This is a genomic window from Bacillus cereus group sp. MYBK95-2 (genome assembly GCF_051915225.1).
Classification (GTDB): Bacteria; Bacillota; Bacilli; order Bacillales; family Bacillaceae_G; genus Bacillus_A; species Bacillus_A cereus.
The window spans coordinates 330,882-349,912 of the sequence record NZ_JBQAEH010000003.1 but is presented as its reverse complement, the minus strand read 5'-3'; the positions used below and the strand labels follow the sequence as shown (position 1 = coordinate 349,912).

Here is a 19,031-nt window from a genome sequence, read left to right as displayed (position 1 = left end):
GTAGGCTGGCTGTTAAAATTATTTAAGAACTGGGTTATGTTCTAAATGATAAGCTTTCATTATCAAAAAGAGTATTACTAGTTCCCTCCACAAACAAAAACACCCTATCACTTCGGTTCTAAATTTAGCACCTTCCCCTCTATCCCCTCCGTATTCAATGTAGTCGTATGATACGTGCCATTTACCCAATCATCTATTTGATCATGATACCAATCGCTTCTAAAATGGCCCGACTGTCCTGGCCCTACGATATGATAACCGTTTGACATATCTTTCGTATCAATAATGAATCTCCAAGACGCCCCGTGATTTACAATGCCGTTTTCGCCGTAACTCGCTGCTTGCACGGTAACTTGGCTCCCACCAATCGGAACTGGTTTCTCACGATTAAAAGCGAGTAATGCTAACATACTCGATGATTTCGAAATTGGATGTGTAAAAGCGAGTTGATGGTAATCGCCCCACTTCCACTCTCCAATATCGGGTCCATATTCCTTCTGCAATTTCTTCATTACATTCTCGTACGATGTATGCACAACTTTTGTGAAACCTCCGTACTTCGTAAACCAAACGCTATTTTCTCCCGCTACTTCTTTTCGAATCAATTCATCAACAACTTGTGACTTCCCTTCAAATAACTCCATTACATCTTTCGGTATTTCTTTTGAAAATAACGTATTTGAAATCTCTTTCATTAACAAATGGAATATTAATGGTGCCGCTTCATCTTTACTATCGTAAAAATTCCACTTTGTTAATTGGTCTACGCCTTCTTTCTCTACCTCATTTAAAGATGCTTTATTTAACTCTTTTAAAAATATAGGAGTAAACTCTTTCCCATATAAATTCTTTTGATCCATCTGTAACTCTTCTAAATCTTTCACCGTATACTTTTCCTTCTCTTGCAAAAATTCTTGAATACGCATTTGCCTATATGGCTGCGCCCACGTATTGCTAATATGATACGGATAATCATCATCAACAATTTTATTATTCGCAGTTGAAATAAACCCTTGTTTTGGATTAATTACTTTTGGAAGTTGATCAAACGGGATATACCCTTCCCATTCATATTCATCTGTCCATCCTGGAACAGGTAAGCTACCATCACCTTTTTTACGCACTGGTATATTTCCATTCGCTTTATAAGCAATTGTGCCGTCGTTTGATGCAAACACAAAGTTTTGGGTTGGTGTATGAAAATCTTGAAGAGCGGTTTCAAACTCATTCCAGTCTTTTGCTTTGTTCATATTTAATACAGCTTTTAACTCAGCTGACGGTTCTAAAGCTGTCCACTTTAAAGAGAATACTGTTTTCGTTTTCTCCTTCCCCTTATCCGCAAACTCTGAAATTACTGGTCCATGCCTCGTAATCGTAACGTTATAAGGAATTGTCTTCCCGCCTTTTACTTTAATAGACTCGTCTACAACGGTAGCTTTCTCCCATTTATCGTTATACAGAAATTCATTTTCATTATTAGGATTTCTCTTCTCAATATATAAATCTTGCACATCAGGCCCTGTATTCGTAACACCCCACGCTATTTTGTCATTGTGTCCTAATATAACACCTGGTACTCCAGCGAAAATAACGCCACTCACATTTAAACCTTTCATTTCAAGTCTCGTTTGATACCAAATAGAAGGCGTCGCAAGAGATAAATGAGGATCATCTGCTAAAATTGGCTTACCTGACGCACTCTTCTCACCGCTCACAACCCAGTTATTACTACCGTTAAACTCCGGCGGAATTATCGTTTTTGAAAAACTTTGTGCTACGTCCACATTTGTATTTTTCAGTTCAGCTAGCAATCTAGGAGCATCTTTCGGATATGCAGGAAATAGCTCATTCGCTTGCTCTTTCGGAAGATTTTTCAGCGCCCAATATCGAAATGCCTGTCCGTGCCAATGTCCTCCTAAGTCAAACGCCATATACTTCCCAATCGTTAAAGTATCAACAATTGACCACTCAGCAGGTTCATAACCTAATATAGTAAACTCAACTGGTAATTTCTTTTCCTTTTTCGCCTCACGTATAAAAGCGTTCACCCCATCAGCAAATGACTGCAGGGCATCTTTCGCTTCTCCATTATATTGACTAACTGAAGCTTCGGCCGCTCGCCGTAAACCGAGTGTTCGAAACAATTTATCTCGGTCAACAGCTGCTTCCCCAACAACTTCACTTAACATACCAGACGCTTGTCTTCTACTTAAGTCCATTTGAAACAAACGATCTTGCGCTTGCACATATCCTTGTGAAAAATATAAATCATGTGCAGTTTCCGATCTAATATGCGGTACACCTTTACTATCACGCTTCACCGTAACAGCCTGTTGTAAATCCTCTAGCTTTATCGTTCCATCTATCTTTGGCATAGATTTCAGCGTATATATGTTCAAAAAAATCGCAGCGGAAATAACTAACAAAAGAACGATACTACTAGCCCAAATAAAAATTCTTTTTCCCCTTTTTCGTTTCTTCTTTATAACGACTTCCATATAACCACCCCTTTCTCACACTATTCGCTTCTATAGTAAAAGAACCTTTTAGACTAGAAAAAATCCTTATCCAAACTATGGATCATACGAACCAAATACTTCTCTCCTATGCATTCCTTCACTAAAATCTACTCGTCCTTTCTTACACCAATTCCTCAAAATCCCCTTCACATAAGCTAACGTTTTCTTATTATTTTCAAACGCAATTTTAAGTGCCTCTAACACTTTCTCTCCAGAAAGTCTTTGTATCCAATTCTTCAATTCCTTCACAATATATGGGGATAAACTACTAATATTTTGTTCATAAAACTTATAAACTTCACTATTTGGAACGTCCTCTTCTATGGTTTCCACCTCTTCCGCTTCTTCTTTCTCTTCAATAACTACTTGTGAACTACTATTATCCTCTTCTTTTGGCATACCAAAATGCTGCAGTACTAATGGAATCTTGTATTCTTTTTCAAGGCATTTACGTAAAAATATATGTATGAACTCATTACTTTTTATAGTCTTTAACTCACGTAATACGCACTTCTCCACATTCGTATTTGAAATAGGGTTATAGTGTAACCAATTTATTATGAATACCTCTTTCGTTTCCGTATCATATAGAATCTTTCCATACTCAACAAACCTGTTTAGCAACTTCTCAACAGTCTCCATACTATAACCTGTTTCAAGCTCTGCCACACGCTTCGGTAATATGTAGATAGCACATTGCTTCGTTTTCGTACCAGTTAACAAATATATGTAAAAATAACGCTCCTCTGGCGTTAAATCTAATATGAATTCATCTTGCCAAAAGTTCACCTGCACATTACGGTATACCGCCATATGTTTCCCTCCACTCTTTGCTAGTAAATAGGAAAATTTTAATCCTTCATTATAAAGATAGGAATGCGGGAATGGTTTTGGCATTCGAATTACAATTTTTTTACTACTACAACGCCGGTTTCATTTTTTCGCGCTTGTTTTGTTCTTGTAGTTGTTTTTGTTTTTGCTTTTGTTTTTTCTTAGTGATTTATTACTTGGTAGGGGCTTATGAGGGGCTTGGAAGGGCATTCTACATTACAATCTATCAAATACAATTGTTCTTCCTACTAAATAGGAGCTATTCCAAATTATTATTTTGGATAGCTCCTTTCAAATTCTTCTTATTTTTTACTTCTACCAATGTCAGCTTCTACATACAATTTCTTCTGCTATTTGCGGGCAGTAAAACTCTCATTTCAAAATTTGGTGAATAAACTGCTTGATTGCAATGCGAGTGGCCCTCACTGATTAAAGTTTCATTTTATTTTTGCATTGAATCTAACATCTTCACAATAAAGGCAGCCGCCTGACCACGAGTTGCTGTGCCTCGAGGATCAAACTCATTATTTCCAATACCATTAACTACCTTTAAACTGTATAATCGTTGAACCGATTCTTTGTATGTTATTAAATGCTTATCTGTAAATGGTAATGCTACTAACTCACCTGTAATTCCTTTATATCGTAATGCTTTGTCAATCATAATAGATACTTCTTCACGAGTAATTGGTGCGTTAGGATCAAAAATCCCTTCACCACGACCATTAATAATTCCTGCACTTGCACAACGTTTAATACCGTCATGAAGTGATGGATGTGCCTCATTAATATCTACAAATGACTTATTTCCCTCTGGTAGTTTAAGAGCATTCGAGATTAATTTCGCAAACTCCGCTCTCGTTACATTTCGATATGGAGCAAATACACCATTGCCTTCGCCTTGCATAATACCTAGACTGTTTAATTTACGAATATGCCCTTCAAACCATCCACCTGTAATATCATCTTTTGTTTTTTGTACTTCTTCCTTAGGCTTTTGTACTTCTTCCTTTGGTACATTGTAGTTAATTTTAATCCAACTTGGGTCATAGAAAATCCATTCTCCATTACCTACTTTATACCAACCATTTTTAACCGCTAATACTTTGTAACGATCTCCGTTTGAAGCTTTACGTACAACACGATGTTCAATGCCCGCATCACTACGTACATTGATGCCACTACCATTTACCACTAGTTCCATGCTAGGTTCAGCTGGATTATTTTCATTTGGATTAAATGAGTCATTTTTATCTTGTAAAGGCGTATCAATCTGCGCATTTATATTTGCATACCACTGAATTCCTTGTACGAAACCAGCCCAATTACCTCGTGAAATTAAAATGTCAGGACATTTTTTCCCACTCCATTGTTGATGCTTGTATATATGATCTGCACCAATTCCTTCTTTGTTCATTAAATAACCTGCAAGTCGTTTTGCATTTTCTAACGCTTTATTGTAATCACCGTCTTGGTTAACCGCAATCTCGATACCGATAGACTCCCTGTTTCCTGAACCATCTCCATCTCCTGCATGCCAACCATTTTCGTTTGTTGGTAAGTGTTGATAAATTTGTTTATCATCTACAGTAAAATGCCATGAAGCTGTTCGGAAAGTGCCTTCAGTTGCTTGCTTGTATAAATATTTCGCATGATTTTCAGCATTAGCACCAGCGGCTGTATTTGCGGTCTCATGGATTGTAATGTAACGTGCTTTCATCGGATTCGCAGGACGAATATCAGGATTTCCTGCTGGAACAATCCACTCCACAAATGGAACTCCTGCAAGTGTTCCATATTTCTTCGTACTCTGTGCACTATATTGAATACCTCTTGGCTTTGCAACAGGTTTCATTTGACGATCAGATCCATCATTTCGACCATCTACAGATTCAAATGCCTTTTCAATGTTTGAAATAGCTTCCTTTTCTGCTACTTGTCCCTTCTTAGCATCCTGCATTTTGTTTAATTCTTCTGTTTCATCATGTTTATGCTTATATTCTTCTAAAAGCATTTTTTCATTTTCAGATACTTCTGCTTCGTTAATTTGTACATGATCAGGAACTTCCAACTTGAAATTAGAATAATTTAATCCGCTCGTTCCGTGTTCTCCTTGGGCAATATTAAGTTGATCAGTTTGAGATTTGTTGATCTCTTCTGCTGATGCTGATAAAGGTACGCTCCCTAAAATCACTAGACTTGTTGATAGTGCGATTACTTGTTGTTTGATTGTCTTATTCATTATTATAATAGATACATACACATTCCCGCCGTGTATGTATCTCAACCTCCCTTTATTGTCACATTAATTTTTTAAAATATGAATCTACTATGTACTTTTAATGCATTTTCTTTTTATTCATATATTTAAATTATCATATTTTATACCCATTAAGAAAATATTTATATGTCATCCCTACAGATGAATTTCATCTAACATACTTTTTATAAAATTCATCAACAAACATTATTTTACAACTAATTACAAATACCGTCAAAATAATCAATTTAAACTTAGACAAATAACTGGCATACAATTTCATAATAAGAGATCCTATACTATCGAAATACATCTATTACAAATTCCCTTTAACGTTTTCAACAATCTCATTTATCGTATTCCGATCAAACTTATCACTAATTTCATATGACTCACGATCTCCTACGAATTGCACGCCTACGATATCATTGCGATCCTTACCGTATTGCACTTCAATAATAGATCCTCGCTCTATTTGTTTCCAAATGAGACCTGCTTCATCTTTATTATCTAAAATAATGCAGTCTTCAATATTTTCATCAATCCCAATTAATTTATTATCATCCATATATCCAATCTCGTATTGTTGCCGTTCTTTCGCTTTGCCACTTACTAATATACCTTTGCTACCATATGAGTAATCCATATAGTCCTTTTTCTCCGTTTGTACCGCTTTCGGCTTTTGTGCTTCAGTTTTTTCAGCAGTCCCACAACCTGTAATAAGACTGATTGGGATAACCACTATTAATACTAATCTAGTAAATTTCTTTATCATTTGTAACCAACCTCATATATTTAATGCAAAACTCCATTTATTACTCTATTAAAGAATAACATGATATTAAGTAAACAGAACGAAAGATAACATATTCTTTACATACCCACTCTTTAATGAAGGACTAGGCCATTTAAACCTAGTCCTACATAACTTTAACTTTGCTTCACATACTTAATTGTATGAAATGACGTCTCATTAAATAATTGCAAGTTTTCCCCATCATAATCTTGAACTTTATATGCTATTTTCTTTTTTTGAATTGTATCTTCTACACCGTCTACTAAACGTTTATTGAGATGTAAATAGATTGTAAAAGCTTCCTTATCATATTCCCAAGTGCCTTCAATATAATTCTTTTTATTTGGATACTCACCTTTACCATACGTTTCAAATGTCTTATCACCTTTTAGAATAAGTGACATAATGAAACCGTCTGTTCCTTTGAATCCCCAATTACCGATTAATTCCGTACCATCTTTCACATTCTTCATAACGTTATCCGTATTAATTCCAGCTTTCTTATCTAACTCTTTCAAATCTTTCACAGATACTGTACCGTCACCGATTTTAATATCCCCTTCAAGATCTTTGAATGCCTTAAGCCAGTAAATATCTCCTTCTTTCACTAACTTTTCGGATTTCTCCATTAACTCTTTATCAGTCTTATCGCCTTTTTCTCTTTTTTCTTTTCGGGTGAATACTTCATTTATTAAAGAAAAAGACTCTCTAAAATAACCAATTGCTTTTTCAAAATCCTTTTGTTGATTTACATACTCTGCAGGGGGATCTATCGACTCAAATTTATCTAACACTTTATTTAATTCTTTCACACTATCTACTATATCTGATTTCTTTTTCTTACCGTCAAAAACCTCTCTTGTAATATTGTTATGCTCCGCAAACAACTTATCAAACTCTACCCCTAATTTATACACTTTATTAGGATAGTCTTCCTTTGAAACTTTTTCTTTCTTACTATTAGACTTCGATTCTTTTACTTTAGACTCTTCCGTTTTCTCCTGTTTAGAAGTGTTCGTTTTCTCAGAAACTCCACAACCAAATAACAACATGACCGGAACTGCTACCCCTAGTAGTTTCTTTGCATTCATGACTGATTTCTCCTTCTACTTGAATAGATTACTCTTACTATACCCATCCTCTTTTTTTATCTTGTAATTAAAGTTACAACTGCAATAACTCCTAAAATTGGTCCCCAATATTCCATTTTTATAAAAAATAGCGAGTGTTTTTTGTTAAACATAACTTTTTCACCAGTTTCGGCATCTATATAAACTTTACCATCTGGCTTATTAATATATTTACCTAAATACCAAGACATAACCCCTGATATAATAAACATTACCGCCATTGGCCAACTATGGTCTTGAAAATATGTAGCGTCCCCCGTTATAGATCCAAAGATAGCCTTACCCAAAAGAGTATTAATAATTACAATAATTGCGACTAAAAAACCCCAACCAGACCAAATAATCATTTATTTCTCCTCCTAAAGCATACAACTTTGTGCTTTATGTTAATTTGAACTGCAAACGAAAACGTTTAAAAAACCGAATATTCAGACGTTAATAATTATATTTAGCTTACATTCGATTCTAACTTTAATGTTCTAAATGCAAATGAACCAGATATAATTTGTAAAATTGTCGGAATAAGTAAAAAGAATAATGACATAAATAACATAACTATAGGAATCACAATCATACAAACTCCATAAACTTTATTATTAACCTTGTTTACTAAACACGATAAAATGAACAACCCTATTTGAACCGTTAAAATAATAGAGTAATAAGCTAAAAGTTCGTAATCAACACCTTCCATAATATTAAACGCTACAACTATTAATATTATAGAAATAATAATTCCCAAAATGCCACCAATTAAACCTAATACAAATTCAGGCGTTCTTTTCAATTCAATCCCCCTTTTATGAACCACTAACTGCTTGTATATTTTTCCCATTCACCATCATACCAAATATTCATTGGAAAAACTATACAAATGTATTTTTTATTCTACTATACTTTGCTTCTAACTATAGATAGCTTGTAGCAGTCACAAAATCAAAAGCTTCAAAATTACTAACCGGTTTCGATACTTTTAGAAAGTAGACATACCCCTTGAATACAATTAGTATTAACATATGAAATACGAAAGGCTTAAAAAGGCTTTCACATGAAGAAAGGAAGTTGCACAACTATGGATTTTAAAACAGTTATGCAAGAACTTGAATCTCTAGGTAAGGAACGAACGAAAAAAATATACATATCTAACGGTGCGCATGAGCCAGTATTCGGAGTTGCTACAGGTGCTATGAAACCAATCGCTAAAAAAATAAAATTAAATCAAGAGTTAGCTGAAGAGCTTTATGCCACAGGTAACTACGATGCTATGTACTTTGCAGGTATTATTGCCGATCCAAAAGCTATGAGTGAGTCTGATTTTGATCGCTGGATAGACGGGGCATATTTTTATATGCTATCCGATTATGTGGTGGCAGTAACTTTATCAGAGTCAAATATCGCACAAGATGTTGCTGATAAATGGATTGCAAGTGGGGACGAGCTTAAAATGTCTGCAGGCTGGAGTTGCTACTGTTGGCTTTTAGGAAACCGCAAAGACAATGAATTTTCCGAAAGTAAAATTTCCGATATGCTTGAAATGGTGAAAGATACAATTCATCATTCTCCAGAACGAACAAAATCCGCTATGAATAATTTCCTAAACACTGTGGCAATCTCATATGTACCACTACATGAAAAAGCAGTCGAGATTGCAAAAGAAGTTGGTATAGTTGAAGTCAAACGTGATAATAAAAAAAGCAGTTTGTTAAATGCTACAGAGAGTATTCAGAAAGAACTTGATAGAGGAAGACTTGGTTTTAAGCGTAAGTATGTAAGATGTTAAAAGTATGAAGGTGTCAATCTAGGAGAGATTGACACCTTTTTAGTGGACATTACTAGACTAACGGAGCTACAAGTTAAAGGAAACCAATCATTCATCTCCCACTATACATCTCAAACTTCTTCTTTCAATTTATATACCCTATCTCTTTTCTCATCATCTTTGATAAAAATAAGTTTTCCTTCTGTAACAAAACCTTCTAATAGTAAACATACTTGTCCATATGCTTTAGGCTTATTCGTAGTGAATCTTTCATCGGGTATTTTACCAGATCGTATTAATCGTTCACATAGCTCAAGCGCACTTATTTCTTCAGAATCAATTAATTCTAAAATATCTTTTTGTAATGGTGATAAAGGGGCTGGTACCTTACATACCTCAGCTACCTCCACCTTTTCTTTTTCTTCTTCAAATAAATCTTCAAATGAAATTTGATTCATTACACCTGTTCCTTTCTAACAATTGATTTATATAACATGAATTGAATTCTATAGGTACGAAAACTTTAAATATTAGTCATTGTTATGTAGTGCTTACCTCGTTACATGAATTTCAAACTCATGTACATCATTTCATATAGTATATTTTGATTATACCAAATATACGTTCTGTCTTCTATTGTAGAATTTTTATAACAGAAATGAAAGTAATAGTGAACCTTTTTCTTCTCTTTAGTTGTATAGAAAACTATGTAAAAAGTTTACATAATAAAATTATAGTAATCTGTTAAATTTCTACGCAAAAAAGCACTTGTTGCTTCAAGTAGACAATCAAGTGCTTTAACTTCATATGTTCTATAAGTAACATTAATCCGTCACTATTCTTTTTTCAATAGTCCAACTAAAGCTAGTTAATTTGGATATTTTACATATTTACTCGCTAATAATACATTCCTTAATTTAACAAAAAAACATTTTAAGATTTATTTTGCTCTTCATATTCTTTCATCTCTTCGAATTTTCTTCGCTCATTTTCATTACTAGGTTTCTTCCCTAAATATTTATATTCAAAATAATCCACTCGGTCATTCGATCCAAAAGTAGATTGATACCATTTAGTATACCCATAATAAATTTTTACTTTCCCCTCAGATGTCACAATCATATCAAAAGAATACCAAGGTTCCTGATTATTTTTTATAAATATTTCCTGTAACTCTACACTTAAATGAAATAATTCATCATATGTCTTATCATATTCTTTTTCACTCACATTAAATATATCTGGTATATCATGGGAATATATATATTCATCCGATCTATCTGGGGTATTGAAAAAGAATAATACCCCACCCTCTTGGTTATAAATCTCTGCATTAAAATAAAAGATATCCCATTCTACGGGAATTGTATCATTTATTTTTTGCGCTATATTTTGATAGATTTTATTTAATTCTAATTCGAACACTTTTACATCAACCTCCTGTTTTATTAAGTATTTCACGTATTACCTTACGTTGGCCTTCAATTTGGTATTTATTTTAAATGAGTTTGGTCTTAGTGATGAACCTAAGTATACTGATTCAATTTTTACTGATACTTTTTTAGGAGGCTTCCCACCTAATGCATTAACCCATTCTTTCTCCATATTATACCATTCTCCACCCGAACGATTAATTTGTTTATTTTGAGCGATTAAATTATCAATATCACCGGATCCATGGAATTGCGTCCCTATCAAGTGCCCACCATCATCAGGCAATCTATCTTCTCTTCCTGCAGCCACTTGCATTCCTGTGCTTCGTTTTCCTTTTTGAAGTATTAATCCTTCCGCCTCAACATCTACTATTCTACCAAGTTCATCTGTTGTATATTTATAACCATCCTCAGTGATATAGCGTACGTTTGGCGCAAGTTCTTTCCTTCCATTTTTTCCTTTAACAATGTGCTTCCCAAGATCTTTCTCTTTTATTTCAGTTATCTTAGGAGTTTCACCCGTACCCTTAACCCCACCACTCTCCAAATTCGAGATCCTACTCTGAATACTCGCCTTTGAGGCATCATGGGCTTCTTGGAATTTCCCGCTATAGTTCGTTCCAGATCTAACGACACTTCCATCTGGCAGTATTTCTACACCTTTAACGAATGGAGTTACGGAGTCCACACCTTTTGCTAATGTAGTTCTAGTTATATAATACTAGTAATTTTTGTTAGCTTTAATTCATAAAAATAATTTTTATAAATTTATAGCATGCTTATCTATTAAAAAAGCACTTGTTGCCTTTCGTAGACAATCAAGTGCTTTAAGTTCATATGCTTTTAAGTAGCATTAAATTTGTAAGTTTTATGGAAACAGTATGATACCTTTTATATATCGTGACAACTACTACCTTAAAAATTACGAGTTCGTTAGTTTTATGCCCATTCCATGTCTTTGTATTCGTTGTACAGTAAAATGTCATTTCGCCTAAGCTCGTACTTCATTTTCTATTCTATCATTGCACATAATACTCCATAACGGGACAACCATCATGAAGTATGTACTTTTTAACAGCCTATTTTTTTTCATCCATCTTCTGCTTTAAATATTCAGCAATTTCTGTTTGCCCTCTTTCAATAGCAAATGCATAAGCATCCATATCTTTCATGGTGTCACCAGAGTATTTTATAGATATATCTATATTGTTCTCAACTAACAATTTAACAATCTCCAAATGCCCACCGTATATTGCAGCAAACAGAGGATTTCTATCTGGTTCACTAATATCAATCTCTACATTCCGACTAATTAGATATTCAGCAATATCTAAATGTCCTTTTGTAGTTGCTCTTTCAAGAGCATTTGTAGAGAAAGTTCCACCTTGTGCATTAATTTCTATTCCAGCATTAATAAGATATTCTACTATCGCTAAATGTCCATGAGCTGCCGCTACATGTAACCATGTACCAAAAGGTGTCATCCATGTTAACATTTCTGGTTCTTTCTCAAGTAAATCTCTTAAAGTATCCAATTGACCACTTTTTATGGCACTTCTAATATCTTTTGCAAATTGAGTCTTATCCATGTTAATTTCTCCTTTAAGTTCTATTTCCTAGAAGCAGCTTGTTTTCCAAGGTCTTCTAGTATTTCAATAATATCATCTAAATCTGCACCTGCCGCATCAACTGCTTTCAATTGATTTACAACATTCTCTAAAGCTGCAATACTATGTTGTCCGGCAACTCTATTTGGCGCCCAAACTAAATTTTCTTTACCAATTATAGGATCAATACCATATTTCCTTAATAATTCTTGACCTTCTTGAACAAGTTTTTGTTGAGCCTCACCTAAACCCTTTTTAAATAAAATATGATGTGCATGTGGATCTATCATAGCAGTAGGTGGGTCACCTATTAGTCCTCTAAGATATTTACCAAAATTAAGTTTAATTAATGCTTCATTATATTCTTTAGTAATGCCTAAATCAGACATCTTTTTTCTAACCTCAGACAACTCATCTACACTAAAAGTATTATTTTGAATAGCATTTTTAAGCTTATTCATCTTTGTGGCATTGACACTACCAGCCTCGACTATATCATCAAGATAATTGCTTACAGTGTTACCCGTACCCTTAGCAAGTTGATAAGCGTCATCCTTAGCTGCCGTACTTGCCTTTGAAAACTTTCCAGCTACTTCTCCAACAGTTGAAGATTCTACATAAGGAATCTTCACTCCTATTCCAGTATCCACCATCCTAACTGCTACTGGAATAGGAGTATTTTTCATAGCATCTAGTGCATTTTTTAAATTCTTATTTTCCTTAAGCGATTGTACCACATTATTTCTACGCTAAAACAAAAAAAGCACTTGTTTCCTGTAATCGACAATCAAGTACTTTAAGTTAATATATTTTTAAGTATCGCTAATTTTGTAAGTTTTGTAGTAAAAGTATGACACCTTTTGTATGTCATGACAACTACTATGTTAAAACTTCCGAGTTTGTACGAGTTCGTTAGTTTCATACCCATTCCATGTGTTTATATTCACCGCCATGTAAAATGCCATTTCGCCTAAGCTCGTACTTCGTTTTCTATTCTATCATTGCACATAGTACTCCATGATGGTACAACCATCATGGAGTATCTATTTTCAAACACCCTATTATTTTTTCTATCCACTTCACATAAACTTTATTTTTCATTCATCATTATATTTTTTAATCGTGTAATTTACTTAAAAAATCAGTAAATGTATCTGCAATATAAAATACATTTTCTCTTGCCAGTTCTTCTACTTGTGCTTCTGTTAAACCTTCTTGACGCATTAACATTTCTTTTTCGCCAGCATTCTCATGCTCCCAAAAAACTACAATTGGGTTTTCTGTATTATTTTTATAATCTAAACATATTAAATTTCCAGCTGGATCAATTGCAATAGGGAAAATCTTTTGCGGAAGCGTAGGTTTATATATTTCATACTTTTTAATAATGTACTCACTACTTTCCTCATCAAAACTAAATAAACTACCAAAGCAACGCTCTACATTGCCTACATTAAATTCTTCTGGTAATACACTCGCACCTCCATTTATTTTTACACAATCAATATAATCTTGAGGTAACTGGAAGCCTAATTGTAATCCAATTTCTTTAATCTTAGTTTCTGATACTTCTGCATCAGCATATTCCCACTCTAAATCTTTTCTCATCTAATACCCTCTCCCCATAATTTATTTCCACCAAGATGGTTAACCCCATGAATATCTGTTAATACTAATTGCATCTTTCCAGGAACCTGATGATGGTGCCAAGTAAGCCCCTTTATTCTTGCTCTCCCCTTTTCAATCTGATTAAGCTGTTGTGGAGTAAAAAGTTCCCTTGATACTTTACCTTCTTCAATTGCCTTTTTTAATATCCTTGTACACTCTTTAAACTGATCTGTATCTTTCATAACATAATATTCTTCCTTTAATTTTAACGTAAATTTTAAGTTATCTCCTTTAAAAATAGGAAAACCTAACACATCATAGTCTACACCCTGCACATGTGTTCCTCCTGCCAATCCTTTATTAATTATATTATTTTTAGGTGAAGCATTTAAAAAGTCATCAACATATCCTACTACTGATTTAAACTCTTCAACACTATCATACCCAAATTCTTTGATAGTAGTATCATCTACTTGTTTTAAGAAATCTTCAACACTATCATATCCCTTAGGCACAATTGATCTATTAATCAAATTTCCGTCTTTATCGTAATTATTTTTAATTACTTCGTCAATTTCAGATCTATGAACAGCGTTACCCGTACCCTTAACCCCACCACTCTCCAAATTCGAGATCCTACTCTGAATACTCGCCTTTGAGGCATCATGGGCTTCTTGGAATTTCCCGCTATAGTTCGTTCCAGATCTAACGACACTTCCATCTGGCAGTATTTCTACACCTTTAACGAATGGAGTTACGGAGTCCACACCTTTTGCTACTAGACCTTTAATGAAATAGTCCGCATCATTAATCTTATCTACGGTTTTCCAGCCTTGTATTTTTAAATTTTTTAATAGATTATTTTCCTTAAGCGATTGTACCACATTTTTACCCAAATTTGGATTAAAACCAGGCATTCCTTCTTTGAATTTTAATAATTTCGCTAAATCAGCTAATTCACTCGTGCCTTTGAATGCTTTTACTCCTTTTCCTACTGCTCCAACAACTGGGATTGCATCTAATCCGCCAAAAATGATGTTTCCTACCCGCTCTTCTTGGCTCAATTTCCTATGTGTTCCCCAGTCTTCTCCGTCGATACCGCTTTTTATTTGTACACCTCCGTATACTACTGCGGCAGCGGCCCCAAGTGGTGGACAAAGGATTGTTGTGATGATGATTCCTACGCCTATTCCTATGTCTCGCACCATTTCTAGTTTTTTCTGTTCATCTTCTATCGATTTGTATTCAAATCCTCGTGTGGATGGGACTACTTTCTTGTATTCTTCATAATTTAATTTTGCATCTGGATTTTGTTTTTTTAGTTCTTTGTATTCTGCCCTAAGTACGTTATCAAATGCAGGAGAATCTCTAAAAATATCTTCTACTGTTATTTTATCTTTCTTCTTCTGTATTGTTTGTGGTACACTTCCGTAGCCTGCATGCGCACCTGGTAATACTGTCGTTGTTGTAGAGCCAATTCGGTTATTTGTTTCAAAACTGAGAATAGATGTATCTCTCATTTTTTGAGCGAATTTATCCATTTCTACTAAAAAAGGTTTATCTATATGTTCAGAGACTAATCGACCTGCTTCTCCGCAATATTTTTGTAATGTCGAATAGCTATCAAGTAATTCCCCGATTTTTTGCGATTGATCTTTAGGATTAAAATGTATACTACCATCCGAGTCTAAATCTCGTATTCTTCCATCAATTCTTTTTAATGATTCATTTGCTTCCCGTAATTTCATGAGTGCATCTTTTGTAATTCGATTCATACCATCCCCCATGTTTTGCCATGGTTCAGGTCTATATTTCACATCCATCTCGTTTTCATCCCCCCAGCCGTATGGTGATTTCTACAACTTACTTAATATTTCACGTAATTGTTCGTCCTTTTCAAGCATTTCTACACATACATTTCCTACAACTGTCGCTGACCTAGAATAGTGTTCAGCCAATTCTAGTGTTTTGTGTAATATATCAGGATATTTTTCAATTACTCTCATCGCTTCACCTTTTTGATAAAAATCACAGCTTAATAAACTCTCAATATTCGTTCCAATGACGTCTACATGGATTTTATATATATTTTCTAACTTCATTACTATATCTAGTAGTTCTTGAAAATTAACTAATACTTCTTCTCCACCACCAGAACCACTATCTCCCATTGATACTTGCATTATTGAATACCTCCTAACGAGAATTGTCTCGGGTCAATTAACTTTTTATATGGCATTTTTAACACGTCATACAATTTCTTATTAACCGCATAGAGGCTCACCCAGTCATATTGATTACGATCTACATCTATTTGAACGAAATCTTCTCCTTCAGTGAAATATAAGAAACATTCCCATTTTCCTCCTCTATTACTTCGAGGCCTCGTATACGTTTCTATCGCTATAACGTTTTTATTTGATAAATCTTTTTCCTCAAATGTTTGTTGTTCTGCCTCTGTCATTCTCTTTGAGAAAAATGTATCTTCTATTTCCCTCGGTTCTCTCAATAAGAAAGGAATGCGTGTTAATAATGAAAAATATACGTCTGGCTTTGGTATGTAGTCGATCTCGTATTTTTTATTTGGTTCTATTTCCGTTAATACAGCCACTCGGTCTTTATCCTCTTTTAAAAAGCCAATTAACACATTATTCATTCTCGTGTATTCATGACAATTTTCATATTCCTTTAATAGCTCAATTATTTGAAAGGCTGCAGGGGTAATTCCATTTTCACTTGTAAGTAAGCCTTTTTCTTTTAAACTCGTAGTTGCTTTCGTGACACATTCTTCATCAAGTAAAATAATTGCGTCACGATTTGGCAATCCAAATATATCCGTAACTCCAGCTGCACCTGCGAGAACATATAATTCAGCAGGTGCAAAACTCATTTCTTTCCCCATTCTTTTATCCCTCGTTTCTCCATCACAATTGTTTTATCGCCCTTACTTTCGGTATATCGCCGTACGTTTGAATACTTTTATCTAACTCTTTCAAAGCTTTCGTATGCCCTTCAAATGCCTCTACCATTTCTGAATTATATTGAATGATCAAATCAAGATAACTTAAAAAAGCATCTCGCGTTTTTCCATTCCATTTCGCACCTGTGACATATGCTTTTAAGTCTTTCGCTTGGTTTAAAGAATCCTTCATACCATTTTCAATGTTTTGTGCGTAAGAAATGGCACTTGCAGTGTTACTTCCTATAATTTCAACCTCTTTACCACTCATGTTGGTTCCCTCCATTCTTTGTATGCTTAATGGATAAAGTTTTCAAATTCCTTTTTCTTTTCTTCAAAAGCCTTGGTCGCTGCGGCGTATGCTGACGCTTTCTCCGATTCTGCTTTCGCTTTATATTCCAAATACTTTGCATAAGCTGTACTTTTTGCAGATCCAATATCGCTTAATGCACTTTTAAAATAGGATAATACTGTATTTAAGTCTTCATCCTTTTCATGACGTTTTTGTTCAAATTCAACTGCCGGAATTTTATTAGCTTCTAAGCCATTACTTTTACTCTCATAATCTCTCTTCGCTGATTCAGCCTCTTGAATGAATTGCTTTAACTCTCTTTCTTTATCTTTTAAATAATCATGTAAATCATCATACCGATCTCGTTTCCTCGCACTTTCTGTAAAACCAGACGCATTTAAAAAAGCATTGTACAATTCATCTAACATCTTTCTCCCCCTTTAGCACAATAACTATGTAGTTAAATTCGTATATTTAAACATGAATATTCATTACATTAAGAATTAACAAATAATTATTTTTACATATTGCTATTTTATCAAAGGGATTTTAACATTTCCATATTTTATGAATGGCTTTCGCATTTTTCTTCAATAAAGTGAAACTTTAATCAATATGACTATGTATTTATGTGCAGAAATAATAAAAAACACTGCCAGGCGCAGTGTTTTTTATTACTACCTTTTATCCAATTCATTCATATTAAATCCTTGCTTGAGAGTAAGACCCATTCTTTCTTATTTCATCAACAACTATTTCTGGATAATCCCAATGAAGCGTACGAGTAGACTCCCGGATTCGTTTTACTATTCCTTGGGCTGTTTTATTTTTATATTCATTCCAATATTTTGGCTCAGTCGCTCTTAAAAGAACGATAGAAAAAGGATCTGATATGAATATCAGATCCTTAACTTTAATTTCTTAATACATACATCTTTTTACACGATAACTGGTTCATACGTGTTCAAATTATCATACTCAGTTTTTACAATACTAGGCGGAAGGTTAACACATCCTCAGATTCACCTTTTCCTGTAGCAGTGCATAATGTTTAATAAAATTAAAGCATATTTTTACTTACCAGACTTAATTTTTTCGTTATATTCTTCTAAAGTTAACCCTTTTTCTTTTAGATAAACAGCAACTTCTTTTCCTACATAACGATAGTGCCATGGCTCATACTTAATGCCAGTAATATTCTCTTTATCTTTTGGATAGCGGAGAGTAAATCCATATTCTGCAGCATTCTTATCTAACCATTTGAATGCATCGGTAGTTTCAAATTTTGCATTTAAATCTTCTACAGTATTCTGCCATTCAACTGAAATAATGTCTAACGCTAATCCAGTATGATGTTCACTTGCACCAGGATACTGAAGATATTCCAATGCCTTAGCACTAGCCTCTTTATCCGACAAGCCTTGAGATTTATAGCTTTTAACTGAAGCATCATAATAAGTTTGTTGTAATTTTATAGCTCGATAACCTGATCTTAAATAAAGATTGATTCCCTCTTTTTTTGCAGCTGCTACCATATCCTGATAGGAAGTTGCAATTCTACTATCTATTTTCATATTTGGCTTCGCATTTTGGGTGATACTTGTTAATTCAATTCCTAGTTCCTTTGATAACATATGCTCTCTATTTACAAGGATAATTCTCCAATCATTAACATCAGAGATAGGTAAAACATCTTTTTTCTTCGCATGTATTTCATTTTTATTTTTATCGTTATTATTAGTAGTTTCCTGAGATGTTTGCTTTCCACTACAAGCAGCAAGACTCCATCCCATTGCTAATACCAATGCTAAAATTATAAATTTTTTAATTGTATCTC

The 19,031-nt window shown here is 34.1% G+C and carries 18 protein-coding genes and 2 pseudogenes; 1 reads left to right on the top strand and 19 read right to left on the bottom strand.

Features of this window, described 5'->3' with window-relative positions:
• Nucleotides 1-107 precede the first annotated feature (107 nt).
• From ACTFN4_RS13225 to ACTFN4_RS13195, 7 genes are all read right to left on the bottom strand, one after another.
• Nucleotides 108-2,498: a penicillin acylase family protein gene (locus ACTFN4_RS13225; RefSeq protein ID WP_221840017.1), complete on the bottom strand. Its 2,391-nt coding sequence runs from the start codon at nucleotides 2,496-2,498 to the stop codon at nucleotides 108-110.
• 75 nt (nucleotides 2,499-2,573) lie between these two features.
• On the bottom strand, nucleotides 2,574-3,416 hold the full coding sequence (locus ACTFN4_RS13220) for a DnaD domain-containing protein (protein ID WP_439962392.1): 843 nt from the start codon (nucleotides 3,414-3,416) through the stop codon (nucleotides 2,574-2,576).
• Between the two features lie 376 nt (nucleotides 3,417-3,792).
• The gene (locus ACTFN4_RS13215; RefSeq protein WP_031312946.1) at nucleotides 3,793-5,592 is read right to left on the bottom strand and encodes an S-layer homology domain-containing protein; all 1,800 of its coding nucleotides are present in this window, start codon (nucleotides 5,590-5,592) and stop codon (nucleotides 3,793-3,795) included.
• Nucleotides 5,593-5,926: 334 nt separating this feature from the next.
• Entirely contained in the window at nucleotides 5,927-6,385 is a 459-nt protein-coding gene (locus tag ACTFN4_RS13210; protein ID WP_000591637.1) for a hypothetical protein, read from the bottom strand.
• A gap of 155 nt (nucleotides 6,386-6,540) precedes the next feature.
• Complete coding sequence (locus tag ACTFN4_RS13205; RefSeq protein ID WP_000992202.1) at nucleotides 6,541-7,497, bottom strand: DUF3994 domain-containing protein; 957 nt, start codon at nucleotides 7,495-7,497, stop codon at nucleotides 6,541-6,543.
• Nucleotides 7,498-7,553: 56 nt separating this feature from the next.
• On the bottom strand, nucleotides 7,554-7,883 hold the full coding sequence (locus tag ACTFN4_RS13200) for a hypothetical protein (RefSeq protein ID WP_000587854.1): 330 nt from the start codon (nucleotides 7,881-7,883) through the stop codon (nucleotides 7,554-7,556).
• A gap of 101 nt (nucleotides 7,884-7,984) precedes the next feature.
• A complete protein-coding gene (locus tag ACTFN4_RS13195) occupies nucleotides 7,985-8,323 on the bottom strand; it encodes a DUF4064 domain-containing protein (RefSeq protein ID WP_000831724.1) in 339 nt (112 codons plus the stop codon).
• A 285-nt stretch (nucleotides 8,324-8,608) separates the two neighbouring features.
• On the opposite strand from ACTFN4_RS13195, the gene ACTFN4_RS13190 reads away from it, so the two are divergent.
• Nucleotides 8,609-9,316: a DNA alkylation repair protein gene (locus ACTFN4_RS13190; RefSeq protein WP_016111575.1), complete on the top strand. Its 708-nt coding sequence runs from the start codon at nucleotides 8,609-8,611 to the stop codon at nucleotides 9,314-9,316.
• 110 nt (nucleotides 9,317-9,426) lie between these two features.
• Here the strand turns inward: ACTFN4_RS13190 and ACTFN4_RS13185 are convergent, their stop codons facing one another.
• The 12 genes and pseudogenes from ACTFN4_RS13185 to ACTFN4_RS13130 form a co-directional block, all read right to left on the bottom strand.
• Nucleotides 9,427-9,753, bottom strand: a complete 327-nt coding sequence (locus tag ACTFN4_RS13185; RefSeq protein ID WP_001071909.1) for a DUF3895 domain-containing protein — start codon at nucleotides 9,751-9,753, stop codon at nucleotides 9,427-9,429.
• 475 nt (nucleotides 9,754-10,228) lie between these two features.
• Nucleotides 10,229-10,720, bottom strand: coding sequence for an immunity protein YezG family protein (locus ACTFN4_RS13180; RefSeq protein WP_000462359.1), 492 nt, complete (start codon nucleotides 10,718-10,720; stop codon nucleotides 10,229-10,231).
• A gap of 7 nt (nucleotides 10,721-10,727) precedes the next feature.
• Nucleotides 10,728-11,416 (bottom strand): annotated as a pseudogene (locus ACTFN4_RS13175) (DNA/RNA non-specific endonuclease).
• A gap of 391 nt (nucleotides 11,417-11,807) precedes the next feature.
• Nucleotides 11,808-12,317, bottom strand: coding sequence for an ankyrin repeat domain-containing protein (locus ACTFN4_RS13170; RefSeq protein ID WP_000361849.1), 510 nt, complete (start codon nucleotides 12,315-12,317; stop codon nucleotides 11,808-11,810).
• A 20-nt stretch (nucleotides 12,318-12,337) separates the two neighbouring features.
• Nucleotides 12,338-13,075: pseudogene (locus ACTFN4_RS13165) on the bottom strand (hypothetical protein); the annotation flags it as partial.
• Between the two features lie 376 nt (nucleotides 13,076-13,451).
• On the bottom strand, nucleotides 13,452-13,943 hold the full coding sequence (locus ACTFN4_RS13160) for an SMI1/KNR4 family protein (RefSeq protein WP_002110829.1): 492 nt from the start codon (nucleotides 13,941-13,943) through the stop codon (nucleotides 13,452-13,454).
• Entirely contained in the window at nucleotides 13,940-15,766 is a 1,827-nt protein-coding gene (locus ACTFN4_RS13155) for an HNH endonuclease (RefSeq protein ID WP_439962390.1), read from the bottom strand. Before ACTFN4_RS13155 ends, ACTFN4_RS13160 begins: the two co-directional genes overlap by 4 nt.
• Nucleotides 15,767-15,799: 33 nt before the next feature.
• Nucleotides 15,800-16,126, bottom strand: coding sequence for a hypothetical protein (locus ACTFN4_RS13150; RefSeq protein ID WP_001198201.1), 327 nt, complete (start codon nucleotides 16,124-16,126; stop codon nucleotides 15,800-15,802).
• Nucleotides 16,126-16,845: a DUF5081 family protein gene (locus tag ACTFN4_RS13145; RefSeq protein WP_439962388.1), complete on the bottom strand. Its 720-nt coding sequence runs from the start codon at nucleotides 16,843-16,845 to the stop codon at nucleotides 16,126-16,128. The genes ACTFN4_RS13150 and ACTFN4_RS13145 overlap by 1 nt, the downstream gene beginning before the upstream one ends.
• A gap of 22 nt (nucleotides 16,846-16,867) precedes the next feature.
• The gene (locus ACTFN4_RS13140; RefSeq protein WP_000014534.1) at nucleotides 16,868-17,173 is read right to left on the bottom strand and encodes a WXG100 family type VII secretion target; all 306 of its coding nucleotides are present in this window, start codon (nucleotides 17,171-17,173) and stop codon (nucleotides 16,868-16,870) included.
• A gap of 26 nt (nucleotides 17,174-17,199) precedes the next feature.
• Nucleotides 17,200-17,622 (bottom strand): hypothetical protein, encoded by a 423-nt coding sequence (locus tag ACTFN4_RS13135; RefSeq protein WP_000883457.1) that lies wholly within the window; start codon nucleotides 17,620-17,622, stop codon nucleotides 17,200-17,202.
• 645 nt (nucleotides 17,623-18,267) lie between these two features.
• Nucleotides 18,268-18,999, bottom strand: coding sequence for a M15 family metallopeptidase (locus tag ACTFN4_RS13130; RefSeq protein ID WP_000241995.1), 732 nt, complete (start codon nucleotides 18,997-18,999; stop codon nucleotides 18,268-18,270).
• Between the last annotated feature and the right edge of the window lie 32 nt (nucleotides 19,000-19,031).